Annotated in this window: 14 protein-coding genes; 7 read left to right on the forward strand and 7 right to left on the reverse strand. The window is 70.1% G+C overall.

Features of this window, described 5'->3' with window-relative positions; all coding sequences use genetic code 11:
• Positions 1-286 precede the first annotated feature (286 nt).
• From FHR82_RS42080 to FHR82_RS42090, 3 genes are all read left to right on the forward strand, one after another.
• Positions 287-4,774, forward strand: coding sequence for a molybdopterin cofactor-binding domain-containing protein (locus FHR82_RS42080; protein ID WP_184816294.1), 4,488 nt, complete (start codon positions 287-289; stop codon positions 4,772-4,774).
• On the forward strand, positions 4,771-8,670 hold the full coding sequence (locus FHR82_RS42085; protein ID WP_184816295.1) for a Dyp-type peroxidase: 3,900 nt from the start codon (positions 4,771-4,773) through the stop codon (positions 8,668-8,670). The genes FHR82_RS42080 and FHR82_RS42085 overlap by 4 nt, the downstream gene beginning before the upstream one ends.
• Before the next feature lie 198 nt (positions 8,671-8,868).
• A complete protein-coding gene (locus FHR82_RS42090) occupies positions 8,869-9,135 on the forward strand; it encodes a hypothetical protein (RefSeq protein ID WP_184816296.1) in 267 nt (88 codons plus the stop codon).
• 115 nt (positions 9,136-9,250) lie between these two features.
• Here the strand turns inward: FHR82_RS42090 and FHR82_RS42095 are convergent, their stop codons facing one another.
• A complete protein-coding gene (locus FHR82_RS42095) occupies positions 9,251-11,959 on the reverse strand; it encodes a helix-turn-helix transcriptional regulator (protein WP_184816297.1) in 2,709 nt (902 codons plus the stop codon).
• 106 nt (positions 11,960-12,065) lie between these two features.
• Between FHR82_RS42095 and FHR82_RS42100 the strand changes: the two genes are divergently transcribed.
• The gene (locus FHR82_RS42100; RefSeq protein ID WP_184816298.1) at positions 12,066-13,148 is read left to right on the forward strand and encodes a class I SAM-dependent methyltransferase; all 1,083 of its coding nucleotides are present in this window, start codon (positions 12,066-12,068) and stop codon (positions 13,146-13,148) included.
• Complete coding sequence (locus FHR82_RS42105; protein ID WP_184816299.1) at positions 13,145-15,250, forward strand: alpha/beta hydrolase; 2,106 nt, start codon at positions 13,145-13,147, stop codon at positions 15,248-15,250. Before FHR82_RS42100 ends, FHR82_RS42105 begins: the two co-directional genes overlap by 4 nt.
• A gap of 847 nt (positions 15,251-16,097) precedes the next feature.
• Here the strand turns inward: FHR82_RS42105 and FHR82_RS42110 are convergent.
• The 6 genes from FHR82_RS42110 to FHR82_RS42135 all read right to left on the reverse strand — a co-directional run bounded on the left by FHR82_RS42110 (position 16,098) and on the right by FHR82_RS42135 (position 20,170).
• Positions 16,098-17,069, reverse strand: coding sequence for an anti-sigma factor RsbA family regulatory protein (locus FHR82_RS42110; protein ID WP_184816300.1), 972 nt, complete (start codon positions 17,067-17,069; stop codon positions 16,098-16,100).
• Complete coding sequence (locus tag FHR82_RS42115) at positions 17,066-17,416, reverse strand: STAS domain-containing protein (protein ID WP_184816301.1); 351 nt, start codon at positions 17,414-17,416, stop codon at positions 17,066-17,068. The genes FHR82_RS42110 and FHR82_RS42115 overlap by 4 nt, the downstream gene beginning before the upstream one ends.
• Before the next feature lie 87 nt (positions 17,417-17,503).
• Positions 17,504-17,650, reverse strand: a complete 147-nt coding sequence (locus FHR82_RS42120; protein WP_184816302.1) for a hypothetical protein — start codon at positions 17,648-17,650, stop codon at positions 17,504-17,506.
• 52 nt (positions 17,651-17,702) lie between these two features.
• Positions 17,703-18,482 (reverse strand): amino acid ABC transporter ATP-binding protein, encoded by a 780-nt coding sequence (locus FHR82_RS42125; protein ID WP_184816303.1) that lies wholly within the window; start codon positions 18,480-18,482, stop codon positions 17,703-17,705.
• On the reverse strand, positions 18,479-19,297 hold the full coding sequence (locus tag FHR82_RS42130) for an amino acid ABC transporter permease (RefSeq protein WP_184816304.1): 819 nt from the start codon (positions 19,295-19,297) through the stop codon (positions 18,479-18,481). The genes FHR82_RS42125 and FHR82_RS42130 overlap by 4 nt, the downstream gene beginning before the upstream one ends.
• Before the next feature lie 63 nt (positions 19,298-19,360).
• A complete protein-coding gene (locus tag FHR82_RS42135) occupies positions 19,361-20,170 on the reverse strand; it encodes an ABC transporter substrate-binding protein (protein WP_184816305.1) in 810 nt (269 codons plus the stop codon).
• A gap of 250 nt (positions 20,171-20,420) precedes the next feature.
• Between FHR82_RS42135 and FHR82_RS42140 the strand changes: the two genes are divergently transcribed.
• Complete coding sequence (locus FHR82_RS42140; protein ID WP_184816306.1) at positions 20,421-21,899, forward strand: hypothetical protein; 1,479 nt, start codon at positions 20,421-20,423, stop codon at positions 21,897-21,899.
• Between the two features lie 54 nt (positions 21,900-21,953).
• Positions 21,954-22,472 (forward strand): glycosyltransferase, encoded by a 519-nt coding sequence (locus tag FHR82_RS42145; RefSeq protein WP_311771550.1) that lies wholly within the window; start codon positions 21,954-21,956, stop codon positions 22,470-22,472.
• Positions 22,473-22,494: the final 22 nt, after the last annotated feature.

Raw genomic sequence — 22,494 nt, forward strand, 5'->3', positions numbered from 1 at the left:
GACCTGGCCCGGAATTGCCGAGGAACTCGGTTTCGCGGCAGTACCGGGCCAGGTCGCCCGCGGTGATCATTCTTTGTTCTCGATAAGGTTCCGTCGACTGTGAAGTTTGGTGACGTCCGGCGGCGGTGGGTCCGGTGTTGTTTGCCGGGCTGAGTAACAAGTTCACATCTTCGGGTGGTGTCCCTGCCGCAGATGGACATCGTGTTGTCACGGTCTGCTTCGGCCGCCCGTCGCAGGGTTTGCACGGTGGTGGACAAAGCACCTCGCCGGATTAGTTTGAGGTGTCGTGACCGACACCGTTTCCTTTTACCTGAACGGCGAGCGGGTGACGCTGGAGAACCCGGCGCCTGATCTGCTCCTCATCGACTACCTCAGATCGCCCGACGTGGGGTTGACCGGCGCCAAGAAGGGATGCGGTCAGGGCGGCTGCGGTGCGTGCACCGTCATCCTGTCCACGCGCGACGCCGGCACGGGCGAGTTCACCCACCGCTCGATCAACTCCTGCCTGCGGCCGGTGTGCTCACTCGACGGGCTGGCGCTGACCACGATCGAGGGCACCGGCGAGACCGTGCGGCCGGCACCCGAGCACCTCGCCCACCAGCTGGCGTACTCGCGCACCGCAGCACCCGCCGTGTACGTCACCAGCCGCGAGGCGGACGCCGCGAAGGCCGCGAGCCAGAGCCGTGCCGAGGCACGCACCGCCACGGCGCGCGCACTCGACGACGTGTCGCCGGAAGGCGAGCTGACCGGCATGAACCCGGTCGCGTACCGGCTCGCTGCCAACAACGGCACCCAGTGCGGCTACTGCACCACGGGCTTCGTGATGAACATGTGCGCCCTGCTCGACCGGCAGCCGAGCCCGACCAAGCGCCAGATCGAGGACGCCTTCGACGGCAACCTGTGCCGGTGCACCGGATACCGGCCGATCCTGACCGGGCTGGAGACCTTCGCCGACGACTGGACACCGGTGGACGAGGAGCACCGGATGAAGTGCCTCACCGAGGAGGCGTTGTCGGCCATGACACCCGCCGCCGGTGCGCGGATCCCGCTGCCGCCGGACGACGGTCCCGCGCCGGGACCGCACCGGCTCGTCTCGGGCGGCCGGGTGTGGGTTCGCCCGGCGACGTTGGCCGAGCTGGGTGCGCTCCTGCGGGAGTTCGACGACATGCCGACCAGGATGGTCAACGGCAACACCTCCTACGGCGTGTACCCCGACGAGGTCCGTGCCGCCGAAGTGCTGATCGACATCCAGCTCGTCCCGGAGCTGCTCGGGCACACGGTGGGCGAACAGTGGGCCGACGTCGGTGCCGCCACCACGTACAGCGAGCTGATCGAGCTGCTCGACCGGGTCCGCTCGGACCGGGACCTGGCCGAGAACACCGCCGTCGGCGCCATGTGGCTGATGTCCCGCCGCACCGCGGGCACGATCGTGCGCAACGCGGCCACGCTCGCAGGCAACACGATGCTGGTGCTGGCGCACGTCGAGGACGGTGAGCCGTTCCCCTCCGACCTGCTCACCACGCTCGTCGCGGTCGGCGCGGAGGTCACGGTGTGGCAGGCGCTGACCGACGGCGAGCCACGCAGGCTGCCGCTGGCCGAGCTGGTCGGTGAGGTGCTCGCCGACCCGGCCTGCCTGCGCGGTCTGGTGATCCTGCGTTACCACCTGCCGCTCGTCGCGGACGATGACGAGGCGGTCTTCGCGCAGAAGGTCGCGCTGCGTGACGTGAACGCACACTCCCTGGTCAACGTCACCACCGCACTGCGCCTGGACGGCACCGTCGTCGAGGCGGCGACGGTCGTGTTCGGCGGCATCGCGCCCGTCCCGTGGCACGCCGAGGCCACCGAGGAGCGACTGCGGTCCGGGCCGCTGTCCCTCGACGACTTCCCGCTCCTCGCGGCGACGCTCCGCGACGAAGTGCGCGCCGAGCTGTCCCGCTGGCGCGACCGGATGGCTTCGGTGCCGTGGGAGGGCATCACCGACACCTACCGCGTCGACCTCGCGGTCTCCTTCCTCTACAAGGCGATCGTCAACGCGCTGGTCGCGTTCTCGCCGGAGTCGGTGCCACCCCGGGACTGGTCGGCGGGTGTGAGCACGTGGGGGCGCTGGCCACTGTCGGGCGGCCGCCAGAGCTACGTGATCCAGGACTGGAAAGCACCGGTCTCCCAGCCCTACATCAAATTGATGGCGTTCTACCAGGCGACCGGCAAGGTGACGTACACCCATGAGACCCCGGTGTCGCCTCGCGCGGTCAACGCGGCGTTCGTGCAGAGCCGGATGCCGCTCGCGGACTACCACTTCCGGCTGCCGCACTCCGAAGACCCGGTCGACCGCGCCGTGCTCGCCGAGTTCCTGACCGCGCACCGGCCGGGGTTCGTCGCGCTGGTCGGCCACGAGGAGCTGCCCGACCACGGCATCAACCTGCAGGGCATGGGCGGTGACCAGCCGCTGTTGGCCCAGCGCCGGGTCAGCTACGTCGGCCAGGCCATCGCGCTCGTGGTCGCCGAGACCGAGCAGCAGGCACACGACATCGCCGCGTACGTCACCGAACGCTGCGTCGGCTACGCCGCCGTCGACGACTGGCCACCGGAATGGCGTGACCCGGTGCTGAGCATCGAACAGGCCATCGAGCTGGGCAGCGTCTTCCCCGACTACCCGAAGTCCGCGAGCTTCAACTCGCACATCTGGCGGATCACCCGGCCCGACTCCGACCTGTCCTGGTCCGAGCTCGACGACCCGCTGGACCGCGCGGTGACCGTTCGCTCGGTGACAGTCGACGGCATCGAGTGCGTCGTGGTCGGCAACACCCAGAGCACCGGCGGCCAGGCACACTTCTACCTGGAGACGCAGGCGTGCGTGGTCGAGCCGATGGACGGCGACCGGTGGCGGGTCGTCCCCTCCACGCAGAGCCCGATGGAGATGCACCAGACCGCCGCGATGGCGCTCGGTGTCGAGTACCACCGCGTCGAGGTCGACGTGCCGCAGGTCGGCGGCGGGTACGGCGGCAAGACCGAACAGGCGCGGTTCGTGGTGGGGCCCGCGCTGGTGGCCGCGAACGCGCTGGACCGCCCGGTGCGCCTGGTGTTGCCCCGCGACGCCGACACCGCGATGATCGGCAAGCGGCACGCCGTGTACGGCCGGTACCAGGTCGCGATCGACCGGACCGGTCTGCTGCACGGACTGGACACGGCGATGTGGGCCGACGGCGGCGCCTTCTACGACTGCTCGTTCATCGTCACCAACTGCCTGCAGCTGCGGGCGGACAACGCCTACCAGGTCGCCAACTTCCGCAACCAGATCGACGTCTGCCGCACCAACAAGGCGCCGAGCACCGCGTTCCGCTCGTTCGGTGACGTCCAGGGCAAGCTGATCACCGAGAACGCGATCGACGACGCGGCGTTCGCCGCCGGTCTCGACCCGGTCGACGTGCGGGAGAAGAACCTGTACAAGCGCGGGGACGTCACTCCGTTCGGGCAGAGCCTGACCTACTGCTACATGCGTGAGGTCTGGTCGTACCTGCGGGAGAAGAGCCGCTACGACGAGCGCAGGGCGCGGGTCGCCACGTTCAACCGGGAGAACCGGTGGCGCAAGCAGGGCATCGCGATGATGCCGGTGAAGTACGGCTCCGGCTACAACCTGGTCCAGCTCGAACAGGCGGCCGTGCACGTCGCGGTGTACGCGGGTGACGGCAGCGTGGTGATCCACCAGGGCGGCGTCGAGATGGGGCAGGGCCTCACCACCCGGGTCGAGCAGGTCGCCTCCTACGTGCTGAACGTGCCGTTCGACCTGCTGCGGATCGAGCTGCCGAACACCGGGGTGGTCCCGAACCCGACCAGCACGGGCGCCTCCACCGGCACGTCCTACAGCGCCGAGGCGGTCAAGCAGGCGTGTGAACGGCTGCGCGGGCGGCTCGTCGAGTTCGGCTACCGGATGCTGGAGGAGAACGGTCCGGACTGGTGCTGTGCCAACCAGATCGACTTCTGGAACTACGGCAAGCAGGGCTGGGCCACGCCGTTGACCAACCCGGTCACCAACACCACCCGGTTGATCTGGCAGAACCTCGTCCAGGTCGCCTACCAGCAGCGCGTCGACCTGGTCGTGTCGGGCACCGTCCCCATGACCGGGGGCGAGGACCCGGTGCCCGCCCTGACCTACAAGCCGATGGCCGAGCAGCACGACATCCCGGGCGTCGAGGTCGATCGCACGGCACGGCCGGGCGGGGCGGTCGACCAGTTCTGCGATTTCACCTACTCCGCCGCGTGCGCCACGGTCGAGGTCGACATCCTCACCGGCGAAGTGAAGGTGCTCAGCGCCGACATCGCCTACGACATCGGCTGGAGCCTCAACCCCGCGCTGGACATCGGCCAGGTGGAGGGCGCGTTCGTGCAGGGCATCGGCTACGTGCTGACCGAGGACCTCGTGTTCCAGCCTGCGGGCACGCCAGGCGAAGGCCGGCTCAACACGGTCAACACCTGGCGGTACAAGCCGCCCGCGGTGACCACGATCCCACTGGAGTTCAACACCCACCTGTTCCCGCGCGACCTCGCGGCCGACGTGCCGGAGAACCCGGCGAACGTGTTGTCCGCCAAGGAGGTCGGCGAACCGCCGCTGGTCCTCGCGACCAGTGTGTTCCTCGCGGTCAAGGACGCGGTGCGGGCCTCGCGGCTCGAACGCGGTCTCGACGGTCTGTTCCGGATGGACGCGCCCGCGACGGTGCAGGAGGTCCGTCGCGCGTGTGCTGTCGACCTGTCACTGAACCAGGAGCGTGTGTCATGACGGAATCCGTGCTGCGGGAACAGACGGTCGCCGCGGCCGACGAACAGAGCCACGACATCTGGTCGCACGTGCAGCGGGGGCTGGTCTACCCGGCGCCACACGCGCTGTTCGCCACGTTCTGGGCGGACGAGAGCGGCAGGCCGCTGACCCGCGCCGTGCTGCGGCGAACGGTGGCGCGGCTACGCCTGCGCATCCACGAACAGCACGGCAGCTCCAACACCACGGCGGTCGCGGGTGTCGGGTTCCGGCGGTGGGTGCACTGGTGCGCGGAGGACGGGTCCGCGTTGCCCGCCGGGATGCGGGTGTTGTTCCCGTCCTCCGGCGAGCCGGAGGTCTCGACGGTGTTCGAGCGCTCCTCCGGCACGTTCACCGACTCCGGGGCCGACCTGTGGTTCCACATCAAGTCCGACGTGGCGAAGCACTGCCGCGCGGTGTTCGACCACCTGGCCGAACTGCTCGAACGGGAAGGGTGCGTCGACGCGCGGCGCACCGTGTACCAGGAGGCGGCCACCAAGTCGCTGCGCCCCGACGGGCGCGGCGGCAAGGTCGTCGGCAGCCGGTTCTCCGAGAACCTCAACAACCCGACGGATCCGGTGACGCTGCGCAGGCACGTGATCGTCGGCGAGGAGGACCCGGCCCACCTCGGTGGGTCGTTCGCGCTCGCGCAGCGGTTCACGATCAACTGGGAGCGGGTGCTCGACCACCCGCCCCAGGGCATCGAGGACATGGTCGGCCGCACCACCTCGGACACCTTCATCCCGTCCAAAGAGGACCGGAGTCACATCAAACGGGCCCGGGTACAGGACGAGCAGGGCGACTCGACTCCGGTGCTGCGGCTGAGCCTGCCGTTCGGGCAGTCCCGGGCGGTGACCGACGACGCGATGCGGGAGAAGGGCGCGAGCCTGCGCGACGAGGCCGGGGTGTACTTCGCGGCGTTCAGCCGCAGCACACACGTGCTGGAAACCATCATGAACCAGCAGATCGGGGGCGAGCCGGGGTACATGGCCGACCGGCTGCTCGCCAACGTGCACTCCGATCTCGGTGGCTTCTACTACGTGCCGAGCCAGGACGAGCTGGGGCTCGACCCACTGGAGATCGCCGACCTGGACGAGACCGACTGGAAGCGTTTCCCCGGGGTGGACTGGCGCAGGCTCGACCGGCACTTCAACCAGCGGTCGGCCAACGGCTACATGTACTACAACCACAAGGACTACCTGTTCCGGATGGCCACGATGACCGGCCCGGACCGGGACAAGTACCTGCCGCCGTCGCGCCGTGTGCTGGAGTTGCTGGCCACCACGTTCTCGCGCTGGCAGGACAACTGGTACTTCGACCACCGCCAGCAGGAGCCGCACCACCTCGAGCACTACCTGCGGAACAGGTTCGCCGACGGCGACCCGGACGCCGAGGTCGAACGGATCATGGCGCTGCCCGTGGCGGAACGGATGGGCTGGGCGATCAAGGTCGGTCTCGGTGAGGTGTTCGCCGGGACGGACTACGGGTTCCGGGGCAGGCGGCGCGACCAGGACGGCAACTGGGTCAACGGCGCGGACACCTACCGGATCAGCCCCCAGGAGCTGATCGTCGGCGCGATGCCGAACCTGAGCCTCGGCCAGGGCCGGTACGTCATCGACTACGCGCGGGAGGACGAGCAGCTGCCCAACTTCATCCTCGGGCTGAGCTCGTCCTCGGGCGTCGGTCACGTCGTGCCCGGCTTCCAGCGTGCGCTGGAGCTGGGCATCGGGGGACTTGCCGAGTGGGTGTCGTCGCGGCTGAACGCGTGCGGGCCGGCAGAGGAGGAGAAGGCATCGTTCCTGCGGGGTGTGCTGCTGGCGCTGGAGGGGGTGGCCGAGTACTGCCGGTCCTACGCGCGGCTCGCCAGGGAACTCGCGGACCGGCCGGGACAGACCGAGACCGACAACCTGCTCGCCATCGCGGACCGGATGGACCGGCTGGCGACCGAGCGGCCCGCCTCGATGCTCGAGGCCGCCCAGCTCGTGTTCACCCTGCACTCGTGCCTGCACCTGGTCGGCGAACCCACCGCGGTCGGCCGCCTCGACCAGCTGCTGTACCCGTTCTACCGGTCCGAGGTGGACGCGGGGACCCTCGACCGGGACCGGGCGCAGGAGATCATCGACTGTTTCTGGATCAAGCTGGGCGAGAAGGTGCAGCCAAACCGGTTGTTCCTCGATGACCACCAGCCCTGGGGCAACCTGGCCATGGGCGGGATGAGCGGCAACTACCCGCAGGGCGGGTCGAACAACCAGTGGATCCAGCAGGTCACCGTCGGCGGCACCGTCGCAGACGACAGCCCGGGTGCCGGTGCACCCGCGTACAACGACATCACCCTGCTGTGCCTGCGCGCGGCGCGACGGCTGCCGCTCAACGCCCCGTGCCTTTCGCTGCGCACCCGGCCGGACATGCCGGTGAACTACGCCGAGGAGGCGGCACTCGCGCTGCTGTCCGGTGGCGCGCACCCCATCCTGCTCAACGACGACAAGGTGATCCCCGGTCTGATGGACAGCGGGGAACGGATCGGCGCGGGGGCACAGGTCGCGGACAAGGCCGGTGCGCGCTGGCGCAGCAAGGTCGACATCGTCGCCGCCCGCGACTACGCCTGCGACGGCTGCTACGAGCCGCAGTTCACCGGGCGGAACTGGTTCACCCTCGGTGGCGTAATCACCCTCCAGGCCCTGGAGGCCGCGCTCAACCGCGGCAAGTCGTGGGCGACGGCGGGCCCCATGTACTTCCGGGGTCAGAAGGTCTCGTTCATGTCCGAGGACCCGGCGCAGATCACCACCTACGCGCGGCTGGAGGAGCTGTTCATCGGGCACCTGCGGTGGATGTACGCGCGGCAGACCGACCAGCTGCTCGGCGTGTTCGGGCAGATGAGCGCCGTGTGCCCGTCGCCGCTGCTGTCGTGTTTCATCGACGACTGCGTCGACAAGGGCATGGACTACTACGCGGGCGGCGCGCGGTACAACGTGGTCGGCCCGTGCTTCACCGCGCTCGCCAACACGATCGACTCGCTGTGGGCCATCCGCCACATGGTGTTCGACCCCCGCACGGCGGTGACCTCGCTGCCCGAGCTGGCCGAGGCACTCATTTGCGACTGGGGCGAGTCGATGACCGAACCGTTCGTGAGCACGCTGGCCGGTCCGGCCAGGATCGCGGCCAGGGCCGACCGGTTCCGGCGGCTGCGCGCGGTGGCGATGAGCCTGCCCAAGTACGGCCGGGGCGACGTCGAAGTCGACCGGTTCGGCGACGCGCTGCTGTCCCGCGTCGCGGCAGCGGCGGTGTCGGTCTACACCGACCCGGTCGAACCGACCGCACGGAAGATGGTGTCGCTCGCGCAGCGGTACGGCACGGCCGAGCACCCGTTCGGCCTGCAGATCCAGCCGGGCACCGGCACGTTCGAGAGCTACCTCGAGTTCGGCGCGATGTGCGGCGCGTCGGCCGACGGCAGGCGCAGCGGGCAGCCACTCGCGTCGGACCTCAGCCCCGCCCCGGGGTATGCCGACCAGCCGGTGGCCGGGCGGGAGGAGCCGATGCTCACGACGCTCGCCGGGTTCACCGGCGACGGCACCGCCGCCATGTGGAACGTGGCACCGACCGACTACAACATCGGCGAGGACTTCCCGGCCGACGCACTGTCCGAGGTGATCAGGGCCTTCGCCTCGGGCGTCGGCTCGAACCTGCTGACCGTCACCTGTGCCGACCGGGAGACCTTCGACGGTGCGTGCCGTGACCCGGAGCGCTACGACCTGGTGCGCGCCAGGATGGGCGGCTGGTCGGAGTTCTTCGTCGCGATGTTCCCCGCGCACCAGCAACAGCACCTGCGCCGCCCGGTCAGCGTCCCGGACGCGCCGACGCCGGAGCCGAGGACCGGCGACTGACCGAGCCGCCCGATCTCGAGCAGGACCCGGCGCGGCTCGGTGGCGAACATCAGCTGATCGGTGGAGTTCGCAGTAGCCGCGACACGATCGGGTCGTCTTGCGGCCACAACTGTAGTTGATCTTGATTCGCCGGTTGGGAACTGCTGAAGTGTGCGCTTCCCAACCAGGAAAGGCAAAGTACACATGACTCGCACTCGCATGACTGTCGCCGCGGCGGCACTGGCTTTTCTTGGGGTGCTCGCCACCCCCGCTTTCGCCAGCGCGGAGCTGTCCGGCAACGCCCCCATCGCGAGCAGTGCCGACTCGCGCGCGACCAGCGACCTTCCGCTCGTCGGCGGCCTGCTTGGTGGAAGTGGTGCCGGTGGCCTGACCGACGGCCTTCCGCTTGTCGGCGGCCTGCTTGGTGGAAGTGGTGCCGGTGGCCTGACCGACGGCCTTCCGCTCGTCGGCGGCCTGCTCGGTTAGGCGTCCGCCGAGGGCGACTGCCCGCCATCCCAGGGACGGGATGGCGGGCAGTGTCACGAAGGGTCCGACCTGGCGCGCACCGGCGTGGTTCCAGACTGGTGTGGCCAGTAGGCGGTCAACCCTGTTCCGGCAGGTGGGTCGCCAGCTCCGCTCGTGATCTGACGCCGAGCTTGGCATAGACCTTGCGCAGGTGGTATTCGACGGTCTTCGGGCTCAGGAACAGCGCTGCGGCCACCTCCCTGGTGGTCCTGCCCTCCGACAGCAGCAGCGCGACCTGAAGTTCCTGTGGGGTCAGGGTTTGCGCGCCGCTCGGTGCGCGTCGCCGGACTGTTTCGCCGGTTGCGGCCAGTTCGGTGGCGGCTCGGTCCGCCCATGGTGTGGCACCCAGTTCCTCGAACGTCGCCAGTGCGACGCGCAACTGGGGCCGGGCCGCGATCCTCCTGCGGGCCCGGCGCAGCCGGGTGCCGTAGGCCAGCCTGGTACGCGCGGTCTCGAAGTCGTCCAGTGTCCTCGCGTGGAACTCGAGGGCTCTCGTGAAATGCGTGTCGAGGTCGGCCTCCGCGCCGAGCATGCCCAGCGTGCGTTCGGCGCGAGCCAGTGCCCACGGCTGGTCCTTGGTCGCCGCGGCGGCTCGGTAGTGGTGCGCGATCGGCTCGGCTTTGGCGCGCATTCCCAGCCGTAGCAAGGCGTCCGCACGTTCCGGGGCCGGTGACAGGTCCGGGTCGGTCACTCCGAGCGTGCCGAGAAGCGCATCGAGCTCGTCGAGGTGCGTGAGGGCCTTGCGTGGGTCGCCGAGTCCCAACTCCAGCTCGCCCAACGCGAACAGCGACCAGATCCGGCCGATGTGGATCTCGCGGGCGCGGCAGATCGGCAACGCCTCCGCGACGAGCGTGCGGCACTGCGGCTCGTGGCCCAGCCGCGCCCGGAGCCACGCGAGCCCGGCGAGCGACATCGCCAGCTCCGTGTTCTGCCCGGTCTCCCGTGCCAGCCGGATCGCCTCGTCGTAGGTGGCCGCGGCACGCACCCACTGGTTGGTGGTGGCCTCGTCCCGCGCGACGTGGAACAGCAGCGACGGCAGCGAGCCGACCGCGGTGTCCGCGCGGCTCTCGTGGACGATCCGCCGCAACTCGGCACCGGTGGTCGAGTCCCGCAGGTACAGCGGCCCGGTCATCAGCCAGAACCGCCTGCGCTGGTCGTCGCGCAGCCCGCCGGATGCCGTGAGCGACTCGACCGCCGCCCGCAGCTGGTCCGCGCCTCCCCGGTTGGCCATGACCAGCGCCGCGCCGGCGGCGATCTGCCCCAGGCCGCGCGCCTTCGGCGTCGTCACCCGCGCGAGCAGGTCCTCGATCTCCCCGGCGATGCCGACCGCGGTCGCGGTGTCGCAGAGGTAGAAGCAGGCACTGATGGCGTCCGCGAGCAGCACGACCCGGTCGTCCGCGTCCGGCGTCTCGGCCGCGGCGGTCCGCAACGTGTCCCGCGACGCGGTGAGCGATCCGGTTCGTGTCGCGATCGCACCGCGCAGCTCCAGTGCCAGCAACCGGACCTCCGGCACGGTCAGCTCACCGGCCTCGTCGAGCAGCCCGGTGGCGCGGGACGCGGTGCCTGCCAGCCACGCCGACTCCGCGGCCGCGACGCAGAACCGTGCGTGCCCTTCGGTGTCCGGGCAGAGGCGGGCGGCCCGCTCGAAGGCCGCCGCGGCGATGTCGTGCGCGCTTCTGGCGTGTGCCCGCGCCGCAGCCCGGCTCAGCAGCTCGGCCACCCGGTGATCGGGTCCGATCGCGGCCTCCGCGAGGTGCCACGCGTGCCGGTCCGGCTCCTGCGGGCCGAGCGCGTCGGCGACCGCCCGGTGCACCGTCCGCCGGTGCTCCGGCGCCGCGTCGCCGTACACCGCGGCGCGGACCAGCGGGTGGCGGAACTCGACCCGGCCGTCGCCGATCCTGATCAGCCCGGCGTCCTCCGCCTCGCCCAGCGCCTCGACGCCGACGTCGAGAAGCTGGCACGCACGGCTGATCACCCGTAGGTCCGTGCCCACGACGGCGGCGACGGTCAGTGCGGCGCGCCCGTGCCTGCCGAGACTCCGCGCGCGGGCGGCGAACGCGTCCGCGAGTGCGGCCGGCACCGGCAGCGGTGCCGCGGGGGAGGCGTCCGGTGCCGCGCCCGCCAACTCGACGAGGGCGAGCGGATTCCCCGCGGTCGCGCGGTGCAACCGCGCGACCCGTTCGGGTGACACCGGGACCGCGGAGTGACTTGAGACCAGCTCGCCCGCCGCGGTCAGGTCGATGCCCGCGAGCGGCAACTGGGGGAGCTGGTCGCGGACGTCGGGCGCGTCGGACGTCCGCGAGGTGGCCAGCAGCACGATCGGGTCGGCGACGAGCCTGCGTGCCGTGAACGTCAGCGCCGCGGCCGACGGCCGGTCGAACAGCGGGAGGTCGTCGAGGAGGATCGCGAGCGGCTGGTCCTCGGCGAACCGGCAGAGCAGGCTCAACGTGGCCGCCCCGACGGCGAACCGGTCGCCGGTCGTGCCCGGCCGCAACGCGAGCGCGGCCGACAACGCCTGCGCCTGCGGCGCCGGGATCTCGTCGATCCGGTCGAGGGTGGGCCGCAGCACCTGGTGCAGAGCGCCGAACGGGATCTCCCGCTCCGGTTCGCTACCGGCCGCGCGCAGCACCCTCATCCCCGCGGCGCACGCGGCCGCGTGGTCGAGCAACGTGGTCTTGCCGATCCCGGGCTCGCCCGTGATGACGAGGACCCCGCCCTGCCCGTTCCGCGCCCCCGCGACGAGCCCTTCGATCATCCGGCGCTCGGCATCGCGCCCAATCAACACCCCCGGAGTGTAGGTACGCGCGAGACACTAGGTGGGGCACCTGATGCGGATACCTCCCTTTCGTTCGTAGTTTCCAACCCTCGCGAACGAAGAAGGGACTTGTGCGATGACGACAACCCAACCGGCGGCCCAGGCCCAGGTGGATCCCGACAAGCTCATGCGGTTCGTCTTCCGCGCCGTCGAGGAGGTCGGGGCCACGCTGAACACCGCACTCGTCGTGATGGGCGACAAGCTCGGCTACTACCGCATCATGGCGGCGGACGCGGTCACCCCCAGGGAGCTGGCCGAGCGCAGCGGCACCGCGGAGCCGTACGCACGGGAGTGGCTCGGCGCTCAGGCAGCGGGCGAGTACGTCGCCTACGATCCCGGCACGGGGCGCTACTCGCTGCCACCGGAGCAGGTGGCGGCCTTCACCGACGAGGACAGCCCCGCGTTCCTCCCGGGGATGTTCCAGATCGCGCTCGGCACGCTGCAGGGCGCCGAACGGGTGCTGGACGCGGCCCGCAACGGCGCGGGCGTCGGGTGGCACGAGCACCACGCCGACGTGCATGCCGGTTGTGAGCGGTTCTTCCGGCCGTCCTACCACGCGTACCTGGTCGACAGCTGGCTGCCCGCGCTGGACGGGGTGGTGGCGAAGCTGCGGACCGGGGCGAAGGTCGCCGATGTCGGCTGCGGGCACGGCGCGTCGACGGTTCTGATGGCGCAGACGTTCCCCGCCTCGGAATATGTCGGGTCCGACTACCACCCGGAGTCCGTCGAGATCGCCAGGAGCCGGGCGCAGGCAGCCGGTCTCGGCGCGGCGGTCCGCTTCGAGCAGGCGCAGGCGAGCGAGTTCAGCGGGAGCGGCTACGACCTCGTGACCATGTTCGACTGCCTGCACGACATGGGTGACCCGGTCGGCGCCGCCCGGCGGGTACGGGACGCGCTGGCCCCCGACGGCACCTGGATGATCGTCGAGCCGCTCGCCGGTGACCGGGTCGAGGACAACCTCAACCCGGTCGGCCGCGCCTACTACGGCTTCTCCACGCTGCTGTGCACGCCCGGATCGCTGTCCCAGGACGTCGGTCTCGCCCTGGGCACCCAGGCCGGGCCGAAGCGGCTCCGGGACGTGGCCGTCGCGGCCGGGTTCAGCCGGTTCGCCAAGGTCGCGGAGACGCCGTTCCACCAGGTTCTCGAAGTCCGGCCATGAGCACCGCCGGGGTCGCGACGCGGGCCGGGGTGCGGCTCGCGTACCAGGTCCACGAGAACCCCGGCCGGCCGACGGTGCTGCTCATGCCGACCTGGTCGATCGTCCCTTCCCGGTTCTGGAAGGCACAGGTGCCGTACCTGGCGCGGCATTTCCGGGTGGTGACGTTCGACGGCCGCGGCTCCGGCGCTTCGGACCGGCCTGCCGGCGCGGCGTCCTATTCGGACAGCGAGTACGCCGAGGACGCGATCGCGGTCCTGGACGCGACGGCGACCGACCGTGCCGTGCTGGTGGGGTTGTCGAGCGGGGTGACCTGGTCGCTGCACGTCGCGGCCGATCACCCGGACCGGGTCGCGGGCCTGGTGGCGATCGCACCGGCGTGCGGGTTCCCCGGCGTCCAGCAGGACCGGGACGAGTTCCCGTGGCATGAACGGCACGCGACCGCCGAGGGCTGGGCGAAGTACAACCGGCACCACTGGCTCGCCGGTGGGTACGACGACTTCGTCGAGTGGTTCTTCGCCAGGATGTTCCCCGAACCGCACTCCACCAAGCAGATCGAGGACTGCGTGCGGTGGGCGCACGAGATCGAGCCCGCCACGCTCGCCGACGCCACGGCGGGCAGGCTCGGTGACGACGGCGCGGTGCGCGTGCCGGTGACGGAGGTCTGTGCGCGGGTGCGGTGCCCGGTCCTGGTGATCCACGGGACGGACGACCGGATCCGCCCGCACACGATCGGTGCGCGGCTCGCCGAGCTGACCGGCGGTTCGCTGGTGCTGCTCGACGGCGCGGGGCACGGACCGGCCGGACGGCACCCGGTGGCCGTCAACCTGCTGGTCAAGCAGTTCGTCGACCGGGTCCATCCGCCGGTCGAGAAGAGCACGCGGCCGGTGTCGTCCCGCAGGCCGCCGAGGGTGCTGTACCTGAGCTCGCCGATCGGGCTCGGGCACGCCCGGCGGGACCACGCGATCGCCACCGAGCTGCGGAAGTCGCGGCCGGAGCTGCGGATCGACTGGCTGGCCCAGCACCCGGTCACCGCGATGCTCGAGGCGGCGGGGGAGCGGATCCACCCGGCGTCCGCGTGGCTCGGCAACGAGTCGTCCCATGTGGAGAGTGCGGCAGGGGAGCACGATCTCCACGTGTTCGAGGCGATCCGGGACATGGATGCCCTGCTGGTGCGGAACTTCCTGGTGTTCAACGAGGTCGTCGAGGCGGAGCGCTACGACCTCGTGATCGGCGACGAGGCCTGGGAGGTCGACTACTTCCTCCACGAGAACCCCGAGCTGAAGCGGTTCGGCTTCGCGTGGCTGACCGATTTCGTCGGCTGGCTGCCGATGCCGGACGGCGGCGCCCGGGAGGAGCGGCTGATCGCCGACTACAACGCCGAGATGATCGAGCAGCGGGCACGCCTGCGGCGGGTGCGGGACCGGTCGGTGTTCGTCGGCGATCCGGACGACGTCGTCGATCTCACGTTCGGTCCCGGCCTGCCCACGATCCGCGAGTGGACGGAGCAGAACTTCGACTTCTGCGGCTACGTCACGGGGTTCGACCCGCCGGACGACCGCGAGCGCGCGCGGCTGCGCAGACAGGCCGGTGTGGGACCGGACGAGCTGCTGTGCGTGGTCACCGCGGGTGGCTCCGGAGTCGGAAACTCCTTGCTGCGGCGGGTGCTCGCCGCGGTGCCCACGACGCGGCGGCTCGTGCCGTCGCTGCGGTTCCTCGTGGTGACCGGGCCACGTGTCGACCCGGATGGCCTGCCCCGGCACGACGGCGCGACGATCCGTGGCTACGTCCCGGACCTGCACCGGCTGCTCGCCGCGTGCGACGTCGCGGTGGTCCACGGCGGGCTGACCACGTCCATGGAGCTGACCGCGAACCGGCGGCCGTTCCTCTACGTGCCGCTGCGCCACCACTTCGAGCAGAACTTCCATGTGCGGCACCGGCTCGCCCGCTACGGCGCAGGCCGGTGCACGACCTACGACGAGCTCGGCGACCCGGACGTCCTCGCCGCCGCGATCGCGGCGGAGCTGGGACGCGAGGTCGGCTACCGGCCGGTCGAGACCGGCGGTGCCGCCCGCGCCGCCGCTCTGCTCGCCGACCTGATCTGACTGGGGAGACAAGAACATGACCGTCATCGATCTCGGCGCCTCGCCGTACGACGTCATCGTCGACAAGGACGAGCCGCAGGTCGCCCTGGACAACGCGGCCGCGATCAACCGGGCGATCGAGGAGCACCCGGTGGACACGCGGTTCGTGTTGCCCGCGGGTGACATCTTCGTCGCGCGCGACCTCGGCGCCTCGGGGGACCACCGGTTCGCGGCCATCCGCATCGCCGGGGACCGGCACGGGCTCGTGCTGTGCGGGCAGGGGCCGGGCGTGACCCGCCTCGTCCTCACGGGCTCACAGGGCGGCGGGCTGAGCCAGATCATCCAGGTGGCCGACGGGCCGACCCGGATCACGTTGTGCGACTTCGCGATCGAGCACGGGCAGAACGTGACGAACATCGACCAGACCGGTCTGCAGAACCACCAGATCGAGCTCAACGCGGTCAAGGCCGACGTAGCCGACGTCGAGATCCGCGACGTCCACTTCGGCGCGTGTGTCGGCGACGGGATCAGGCTGGCGGGCGGCGAGGGCGCCACCACGTCCACCCTCCTGCGGAACACCACCATCCAGCACATCGTCATGCGGCTCGGCAAGCACAACGAGGCGCAGGACGGCTGCCGGAGCGGGGTGTCGTTCCAGAAGGGGATCCAGGACCTGCTGCTGAGCGACTTCTACATCGAGGGCCCGAAGAACTCCTGCGGCAGAACGGGAACACCGCGGAACTGTGGTGGAAGGCCAGCGGCACCGGCGCCACCGGCTGGACGAAGCTGGCCTGACCGAAGAGAGGGCGCCGTCGGACCCGCCCGGGATCGCGCCGGAGATCGCCACCGGCGGCCGCCCCGGGCGGGTTCAGATGTGGAAGTAGGTGCGGATGACCGTGCCGCCGCTGTCGGTGTGCAGGCGGACCAGGTCGGCGATCTGGTTGACGAGCAGCAGGCCTCGACCGCGGGGGTGGCCGGGCCGGGCAGGCCGGCGTCCGGCCAGCGGGTCGGCGAGCGTGCCGCGATCGCGGACCTCGCACACGAAGCGACCGCCGTCGAGCCAGATGTGTAGTGTGCCGGTGCCTCCGCCGTGGTCGAGGCTGTTGGTGAGCAGCTCGGTCACGGCCAGTTCGACGTCGGCGACGCGGGACGCGGGCAGTCCGGCGCCTGCGGCCCGCGCACCGGCAAGGCGCCTGGCCTTGGGGATGTCAGTGGCGGCGGCGGCCTCGACGGCCTCGACCGGCACGGCCGGCTCGGGCAGGGGCTGGTTGTAGGTGGCGACGACCCGGTCGGGGGCGTAGGCGGGACTGTTCCGGTGACCTGTGGTGTCGATGACGACCGGGTGGGTCGCCTCGGCGTCGGCCAGCACATCCGAGGTGAGGCGATCAGCGTCGTACGGGCACAGGATCGTCACGTCCCGGCCGGTGAACGCCAGGTTGATGAGCGCCTCGTGCTGGGCGCACGCCGGGTACTCCAGCTCAGAACGACTCGGCCAGATCGGCTCACCGATGATCCGCACCGGCGTCCCGCGGTGCGCGTCGGCGAACGCCCGCAACACGCCCGGGATGATCCGCCCCGGGTTGCGGCCCGCCTCGCCCATGTCCAGCAACCGCACCCGCTCGGCATCCGCGCCCAGCTCGGCACGCAACAACGCCAGGTTGCCCGCGGGCACCGCGACCGCGACCGGCTCACCCGCGGCCAGCCCGTCCAGCACGAACGGCACCGTGCCTGCCAGGTACTCCGCCTCGCCCCGGTAGAACAACGCCGGGTGCACGAACGGATCGGCAGAGGATTCCGAGGACTTGGGGGACTCCGAGGCCTCGTCGACGGTGGTACTCATTCCGCCTCCTCGTCCTCGATCACGACGTGGTCCATCTCATCGGTCCACACCACCTCCAGGGTGCGTCGCAGGCACATCGGCGGCCGGTACAGGCTCAGCTGCCCGGACGGCAGCCGCCGAGCGGTTTCCACCAGCGACGCTACTCCCCGAACGTCGATGAACGACAAGCCGGACAGGTCCAGCCGCCCAGGAGCATCGGTGGTCCGCAGGGCAGCCAGCACCTGAGCCCACTCGTCGGAGGTCGACACGTCGACCTCGCCGGAAACCCGTAGTCCAGCGCGTCCAGGCAGCCGCTCCACCGTCAGCACCGTGTCCGCGATCTGGTCCAGTCGACCGACCGTCTCCATCTCCGCCCGTCGCCTCCCGAACCGAGTCCGCAGGGCAACACGGTCAACCGACTGCCCGTGCCCACCGCAGACGGTACTCCAACTGCCTCACACCGGTTCGGCGACGCTGCCAACCACCGTGACCAGGGTCCGCTCGGCGTCGACGGTGAGCAGGGCGAGGTAGGTCGTCTTCGTCTCCGGTGACGGGTCAACGCTGGCCCGCGCGTCCAGTCCGGCGTCCGCCAGCGCGCCCAACCGGCGTGTCTGCGCTGATTCCTGGCGAGTACCCGCGGCTGGGGATTCAGTCTTAGTCGGGCCCGTTGACATGCACCGGGTTGAGCACCCGGGACAGGAACGCACGCGTGCGTTCCTCCTGCGGGTCGCCGATGACCTCTTCGGACAGACCCTCCTCGACGATGACGCCGCCGTCCATGAACAACACCCGGTCCGCCACCTCGCGAGCGAACTGCATCTCGTGTGTGACGACGAGCATCGTCATGCCCTCGTCGGCCAGTCGCCGCATCACGGCGAGCACGTCTCCGACCAGCTCGGGGTCGAGCGCGGACGTCGGCTCGTCGAACAGCATCACGTCCGGGTTCATCGACAACGCCCTGGCGATCGCCACTCGCTGCTGCTGCCCGCCGGAGAGCTCACTCGGCATCGCGGTCCCACGGCCCGTGAGCCCGACCCGCTCGAGGTTCGCGAGCGCGGTCCGCTCCGCCTCGGCCTTGCCGCGCTTGAGCACCTTGATCTGCGCGACGGTGATGTTGTTCAGCACGTTCAGGTGGGAGAACAGGTTGAACGACTGGAAGACCATGCCGATCTTCGTCCTGGCGGCGTCGATGTCGACGTCCGGGTCGGTCAGTTCGACCTCGTTCACGACGACCGAGCCGGCGGTCGGCTCCTCCAGCAGGTTCACGCAGCGCAACAACGTGGACTTCCCGGACCCGGAAGGTCCGATGATGCACACCACCTCGCCGCGCTTGACCTGCATGTCGATCCCGCGCAGCACCTCGACGGGGCCGAACGACTTGTGCAGGCCCGCGATGTCGACCGCGAGGCCGGGAGTCTCTGCCGCGGTACTCATGCCTTCACCTCGGTCGACTCGGGCGTGCCGAGCTTCCTGCCGCCGGTTCGCCGCTCCAGGTACCTGGACAGGTAGGAGAGGGGAATCGTGATGATCAGGTAGCAGATGCCGGCCACCAGCACCGGCGTGAGACTGCGGGACTCGTTCAAGGCCACCCGGCCGAACTGGGTCAGCTCGTACTCGGACACGGAGGCGCCGAGGAACAGCGCCAGCGACGAGTCCTTGGTGAGGAGGATCAGTTCGTTGGTCAGCGGCGGCAGGATGATCTTGAACGCCTGGGGGATGACGATGGTGACCATCGTGCGGCCCGGTGACATGCCCAGCGAGCGGGCCGCCTCGACCTGGCCGCGTGGCACCGCCTGGATACCGGCCCGCAGGGTTTCGGCCATGTAGGCGGAGGCGACGATGCCGAGCGCGATCATCAACGCGACGTACTTGTCGAGGAACGTGCCGAACGCCAGCGGGATGCCGGTGCCGACGGCCAGGATGACCAGCAGGGCGGGCAGGCCGCGGAAGAACTCGATGTAGATGCCCGCGATCCACCGGTTGACCCGCACGACCGACAGGCGCATCAGCGCGAGCACGAGTGCGAGCCCCAACCCGAACCCGAAGCCCAGCGCGGTGTACACGACCGTGTTGAACAGGCCGACCGTGATGACCTCGGGGAACATGTCCCCGGCGACCTCGAGGTCGAAGAACGTGGTGCGGATCTTGGTCCAGTTGGCCGTCAGGGCCACGACCAGGATGACCGCGACCAGGATGCCGTACTGCACACCGCGGACGACTCGCGCCCGCTTTCGTTTGGACATGGCCATGCGAAGGCGACTCCTCGAGAGCTCGGATCTACCGAGAGCAGGGGCCCGCGCGGGCCCACTCCGCTAGTTGGCGGACGGCTTCGTGCCGAACCACTTCTCGTAGATCCGGTCGTACTCGCCGCTCGACCTGGCCTCGGCCAGCACCTCGTTGACCACGTCCAGCAGAGCGGTGTTGCCCTTGCGGACGCCCATGCCGTACTGCTCGCCGGTGTCGAACTCCTTGACGACCTCGAAGTCGGTCTTCTCCTTGACCCAGTCGTAGAGCACGCCGTTGTCGTTGATGCCGGCGTCGACCTGGCCGGACTCCACCGCGGTCAGCAGCAGGCCGAGGTCCTCGAAGTTGATGATCTCCGCGCCCTTGGCGTTCTCGTTGGCGTAGTCGAAGCCGGTCGTCGAGTTCTGGGCGCCCAGCTTCTTGCCGTCGAGCTGGGTGATGTCCCCGATGCCCGACCCCTTCTTCGTGACCAGCGCCTGGGTGGCGTCGAAGTACGGGTCGGAGAAGTCGATGTTCTGCTTGCGCTTGTCGTTGATCGTCATACCGGCGGCCGATATGTCGCATTTGCCCGAGTTGAAGTCCGCGCCGGACTGGATACCGTCGAACGGGGTGTCGATGATCTCCTGCTCGACCCCCAGCTTGTCGGCGATGAGGTCGACGAGCTCGACGTCGAAGCCGATGACCTCGCCGTTCTCCTCGTACTCGAACGGCTTGTACGGCAGCCCGGTGCAGTTGGTCAGCTTGCCCTCGTTCACCAGCTCCGGGCCTCCGCTGCCGGCCGCACCGCCGCCGTCGCCCCCGTCGTCTCCGCAACCAGCGAGCACCAGGGCCAGCGCAGGCACGAGGGCCCAAACTCTCAGCGTGGGTCGACGCGTCACGGTTGACTCCTAGTCACTCGGGCGGGCTTTGGGTGAAGCGCATACTGCCATCCCGCACCGACAACGCCTGGGGTCCGACGGTCATTGTTGCGCGCTCTTAACTGTTGGTCGCCCGAGGAGTCGGCGGTGCCACGGCGCCGGTACATCACGGCTGTGTCACGACGCGGTCCGGAGGCAACGCGTGTTCGTGGTCGTGCGTGTTCGGACCGTCAGCATCGGGGTCGGGGGCGCAGCAGTGGGGGAGTGTCGGATGAGAACCGCGATCAGGGTGCGTGGCGTCGTCGTCGTGGCGGCGGTGGTGTCGTCGCTGCTCGGCGGGTTGCCGGTCGCTCCGGCCGGCGCCGAGGGTGAACTCCGGGTGAGCGCGTCGGTGGCCGGTGGACCGTTCCTGGTCGGCGGCGAGGAGCCGATCCCGGTGACCATGACCGTCACCAACGGCGGTATCGAGGAACGGCGGCTGTGGGGCCGGGTGAGCAATGTCGAGGGCTCACCGTTCCACGTCGAAGGTGCCGGCTGGCGCGACCTGGACCCCTACGGTGACGGGGCGGTGTTCGCTCCCGGGGAGACCAGGACCTACGACCTGATCGGCCATGTCACCGAATGGGCAGGTCAACCGCGGATCAGGATCGGGGTGTGGCGGCCGACGCCCAACATCCCGGAGATCGCGGAGACCGAGTTGACGTTCGAGGTCGTCCCCGGTGATCTGACCGACACGGTCGGCGGACTGGTGTTCACCGACGCCAACGAGAACAGCGTGGCCGACCCCGGTGAGGAACTGGCCGGGCTCACGGTGCGGTTGGCCAAGGACTACTCGCCGATCCGGGAAGCGGTCAGTGGCGCGGACGGACGGTTCTCCTTCGCGGACGTCCCGGTCGGGTTCTACCAGCTGCTGTACGAACCGCTCCCCGATGGCTGGCTGCTCCCGTACAGCGTGTCGGTGCGGGCGGACGGCACGGGCAGCGCGGCGGACGTCATGGTCCGGGCGCGGCGGCCGATCTCCGAGAGCTTGCGGGCGTCGGTCGCGCTGGACCGGAAGATCTACACGGCGGGCAGCCCCGCCCGGCTGACCGTGACCCTCACCAACTCGGGCCGGCGCCCGTTGACCGGGCTGCGCGCCGGCTGCGACCGGCTCGGGACGCTGTTTCACCTGCTGGTGACCCAGGAGGCGTGGGGCGAACTGGCTTACGAAGGCCCCGGCGCGACCGTCCAGCCCGGCCAGACGAGGACGTTCTCGGTCGCGGGCACCGTGCCGGAACACGCGGTCGCCTTCGGTGTGCTGTCCGTGGTCTGCGACGTCGGCGACGACGACCTGTACCTCGACGGGGCAGCGGACGCGCCGCCGCTCTACACCAAGGTGCGGAGCAACAAGACCGCCGACACCGAAGGCGTGGTCTTCCACGACAGGGACGACGACTACGTCGTGGACGACGGCGAGGCCGTGACCAACACTCGGATCGGCCTGCGGAACGTGACGACGGGCCGCGTGACGGCGGACGCCACCACCGACGCCGCGGGGTATGTCACCTACACCGACGTACCCGTCGGCCGGTACCACGCGGAGATCTTCGGCCCCTGGGCACCGCTCAACGGTGTCATCGCGATCGCTTCGGATCCGTACACGGTTCCGTTCGGCACCTTGCGGGTCTCGCCGACGGATGGGACGAGCGGCACGCAGCAGCCCGCCGTTCGGTCCACTGTGACCGGCCAGGACGGTCAGCCGGGGGCGTAGCCGGGCAAGACGAGCGCCGGGTGGGCAGGCTGTCTGGTTTCCCGCCACAGGGAGATCCGGCGGCCGGCGCGGCAGTCAGCCGATCCGACGGTGTTGTTCGTCGGCCGCCTCGACGAGGAGAAGCGGGTCGGCGAACTGCTCCGTGCGCTGCCCATGGTGCCGGGCCTGCGCGCGGAGATCATCGGTGACGGGTCGTGCCGCGTCGCGTGGGAGGCGCTCGCGGCACGCCTGCACGTGACCGACCGGGTGCCCTTCCGCGGTTTCGTGAGCGAGGACGGCAGACCGGTGGTGCTCGCGAACGCCATGGCACTGCCGCACCTGTGCCTGCCGGGCCGGAACGGGAGTCGCCTGTGGACAGTGCCGTGGTGCCGGGGCAGATCCTGCCGCGGTTCCATTGTGTTCGGCTTTCGCTGGCGCATTCCCGGCTGGCTCGCGGTGTCAATCGTCCTTCTCGTCATCTGGACATTTCAGGACAGTGATGCCGTGTTGCTGGATCGCCCCGGAAGTTTCGAAACGTGCTCCTCGGGAGGTCGCGCCTGTGTGGTGTGGCTTAGACTGAGCACGCTCACATGATCGAACATGTTCCCGGCCGTCT

Origin of the sequence: Actinophytocola algeriensis (assembly GCF_014203735.1) — a bacterium.
Taxonomy (GTDB): domain Bacteria; phylum Actinomycetota; class Actinomycetes; order Mycobacteriales; family Pseudonocardiaceae; genus Actinophytocola; species Actinophytocola algeriensis.

Coding starts and splice junctions, on each gene's coding strand:
- FHR82_RS42085 (WP_184816295.1), top strand. CDS start 4,771: ATGACGGAATCCGTGCTGCGGGAACAGACGGTCGCCGCGGCCGACGAA.
- FHR82_RS42090 (WP_184816296.1), top strand. CDS start 8,869: ATGACTGTCGCCGCGGCGGCACTGGCTTTTCTTGGGGTGCTCGCCACC.
- FHR82_RS42100 (WP_184816298.1), top strand. CDS start 12,066: ATGACGACAACCCAACCGGCGGCCCAGGCCCAGGTGGATCCCGACAAG.
- FHR82_RS42105 (WP_184816299.1), top strand. CDS start 13,145: ATGAGCACCGCCGGGGTCGCGACGCGGGCCGGGGTGCGGCTCGCGTAC.
- FHR82_RS42110 (WP_184816300.1), bottom strand. CDS start 17,069: ATGAGTACCACCGTCGACGAGGCCTCGGAGTCCCCCAAGTCCTCGGAA.
- FHR82_RS42115 (WP_184816301.1), bottom strand. CDS start 17,416: ATGGAGACGGTCGGTCGACTGGACCAGATCGCGGACACGGTGCTGACG.
- FHR82_RS42125 (WP_184816303.1), bottom strand. CDS start 18,482: ATGAGTACCGCGGCAGAGACTCCCGGCCTCGCGGTCGACATCGCGGGC.
- FHR82_RS42130 (WP_184816304.1), bottom strand. CDS start 19,297: ATGGCCATGTCCAAACGAAAGCGGGCGCGAGTCGTCCGCGGTGTGCAG.
- FHR82_RS42140 (WP_184816306.1), top strand. CDS start 20,421: ATGAGAACCGCGATCAGGGTGCGTGGCGTCGTCGTCGTGGCGGCGGTG.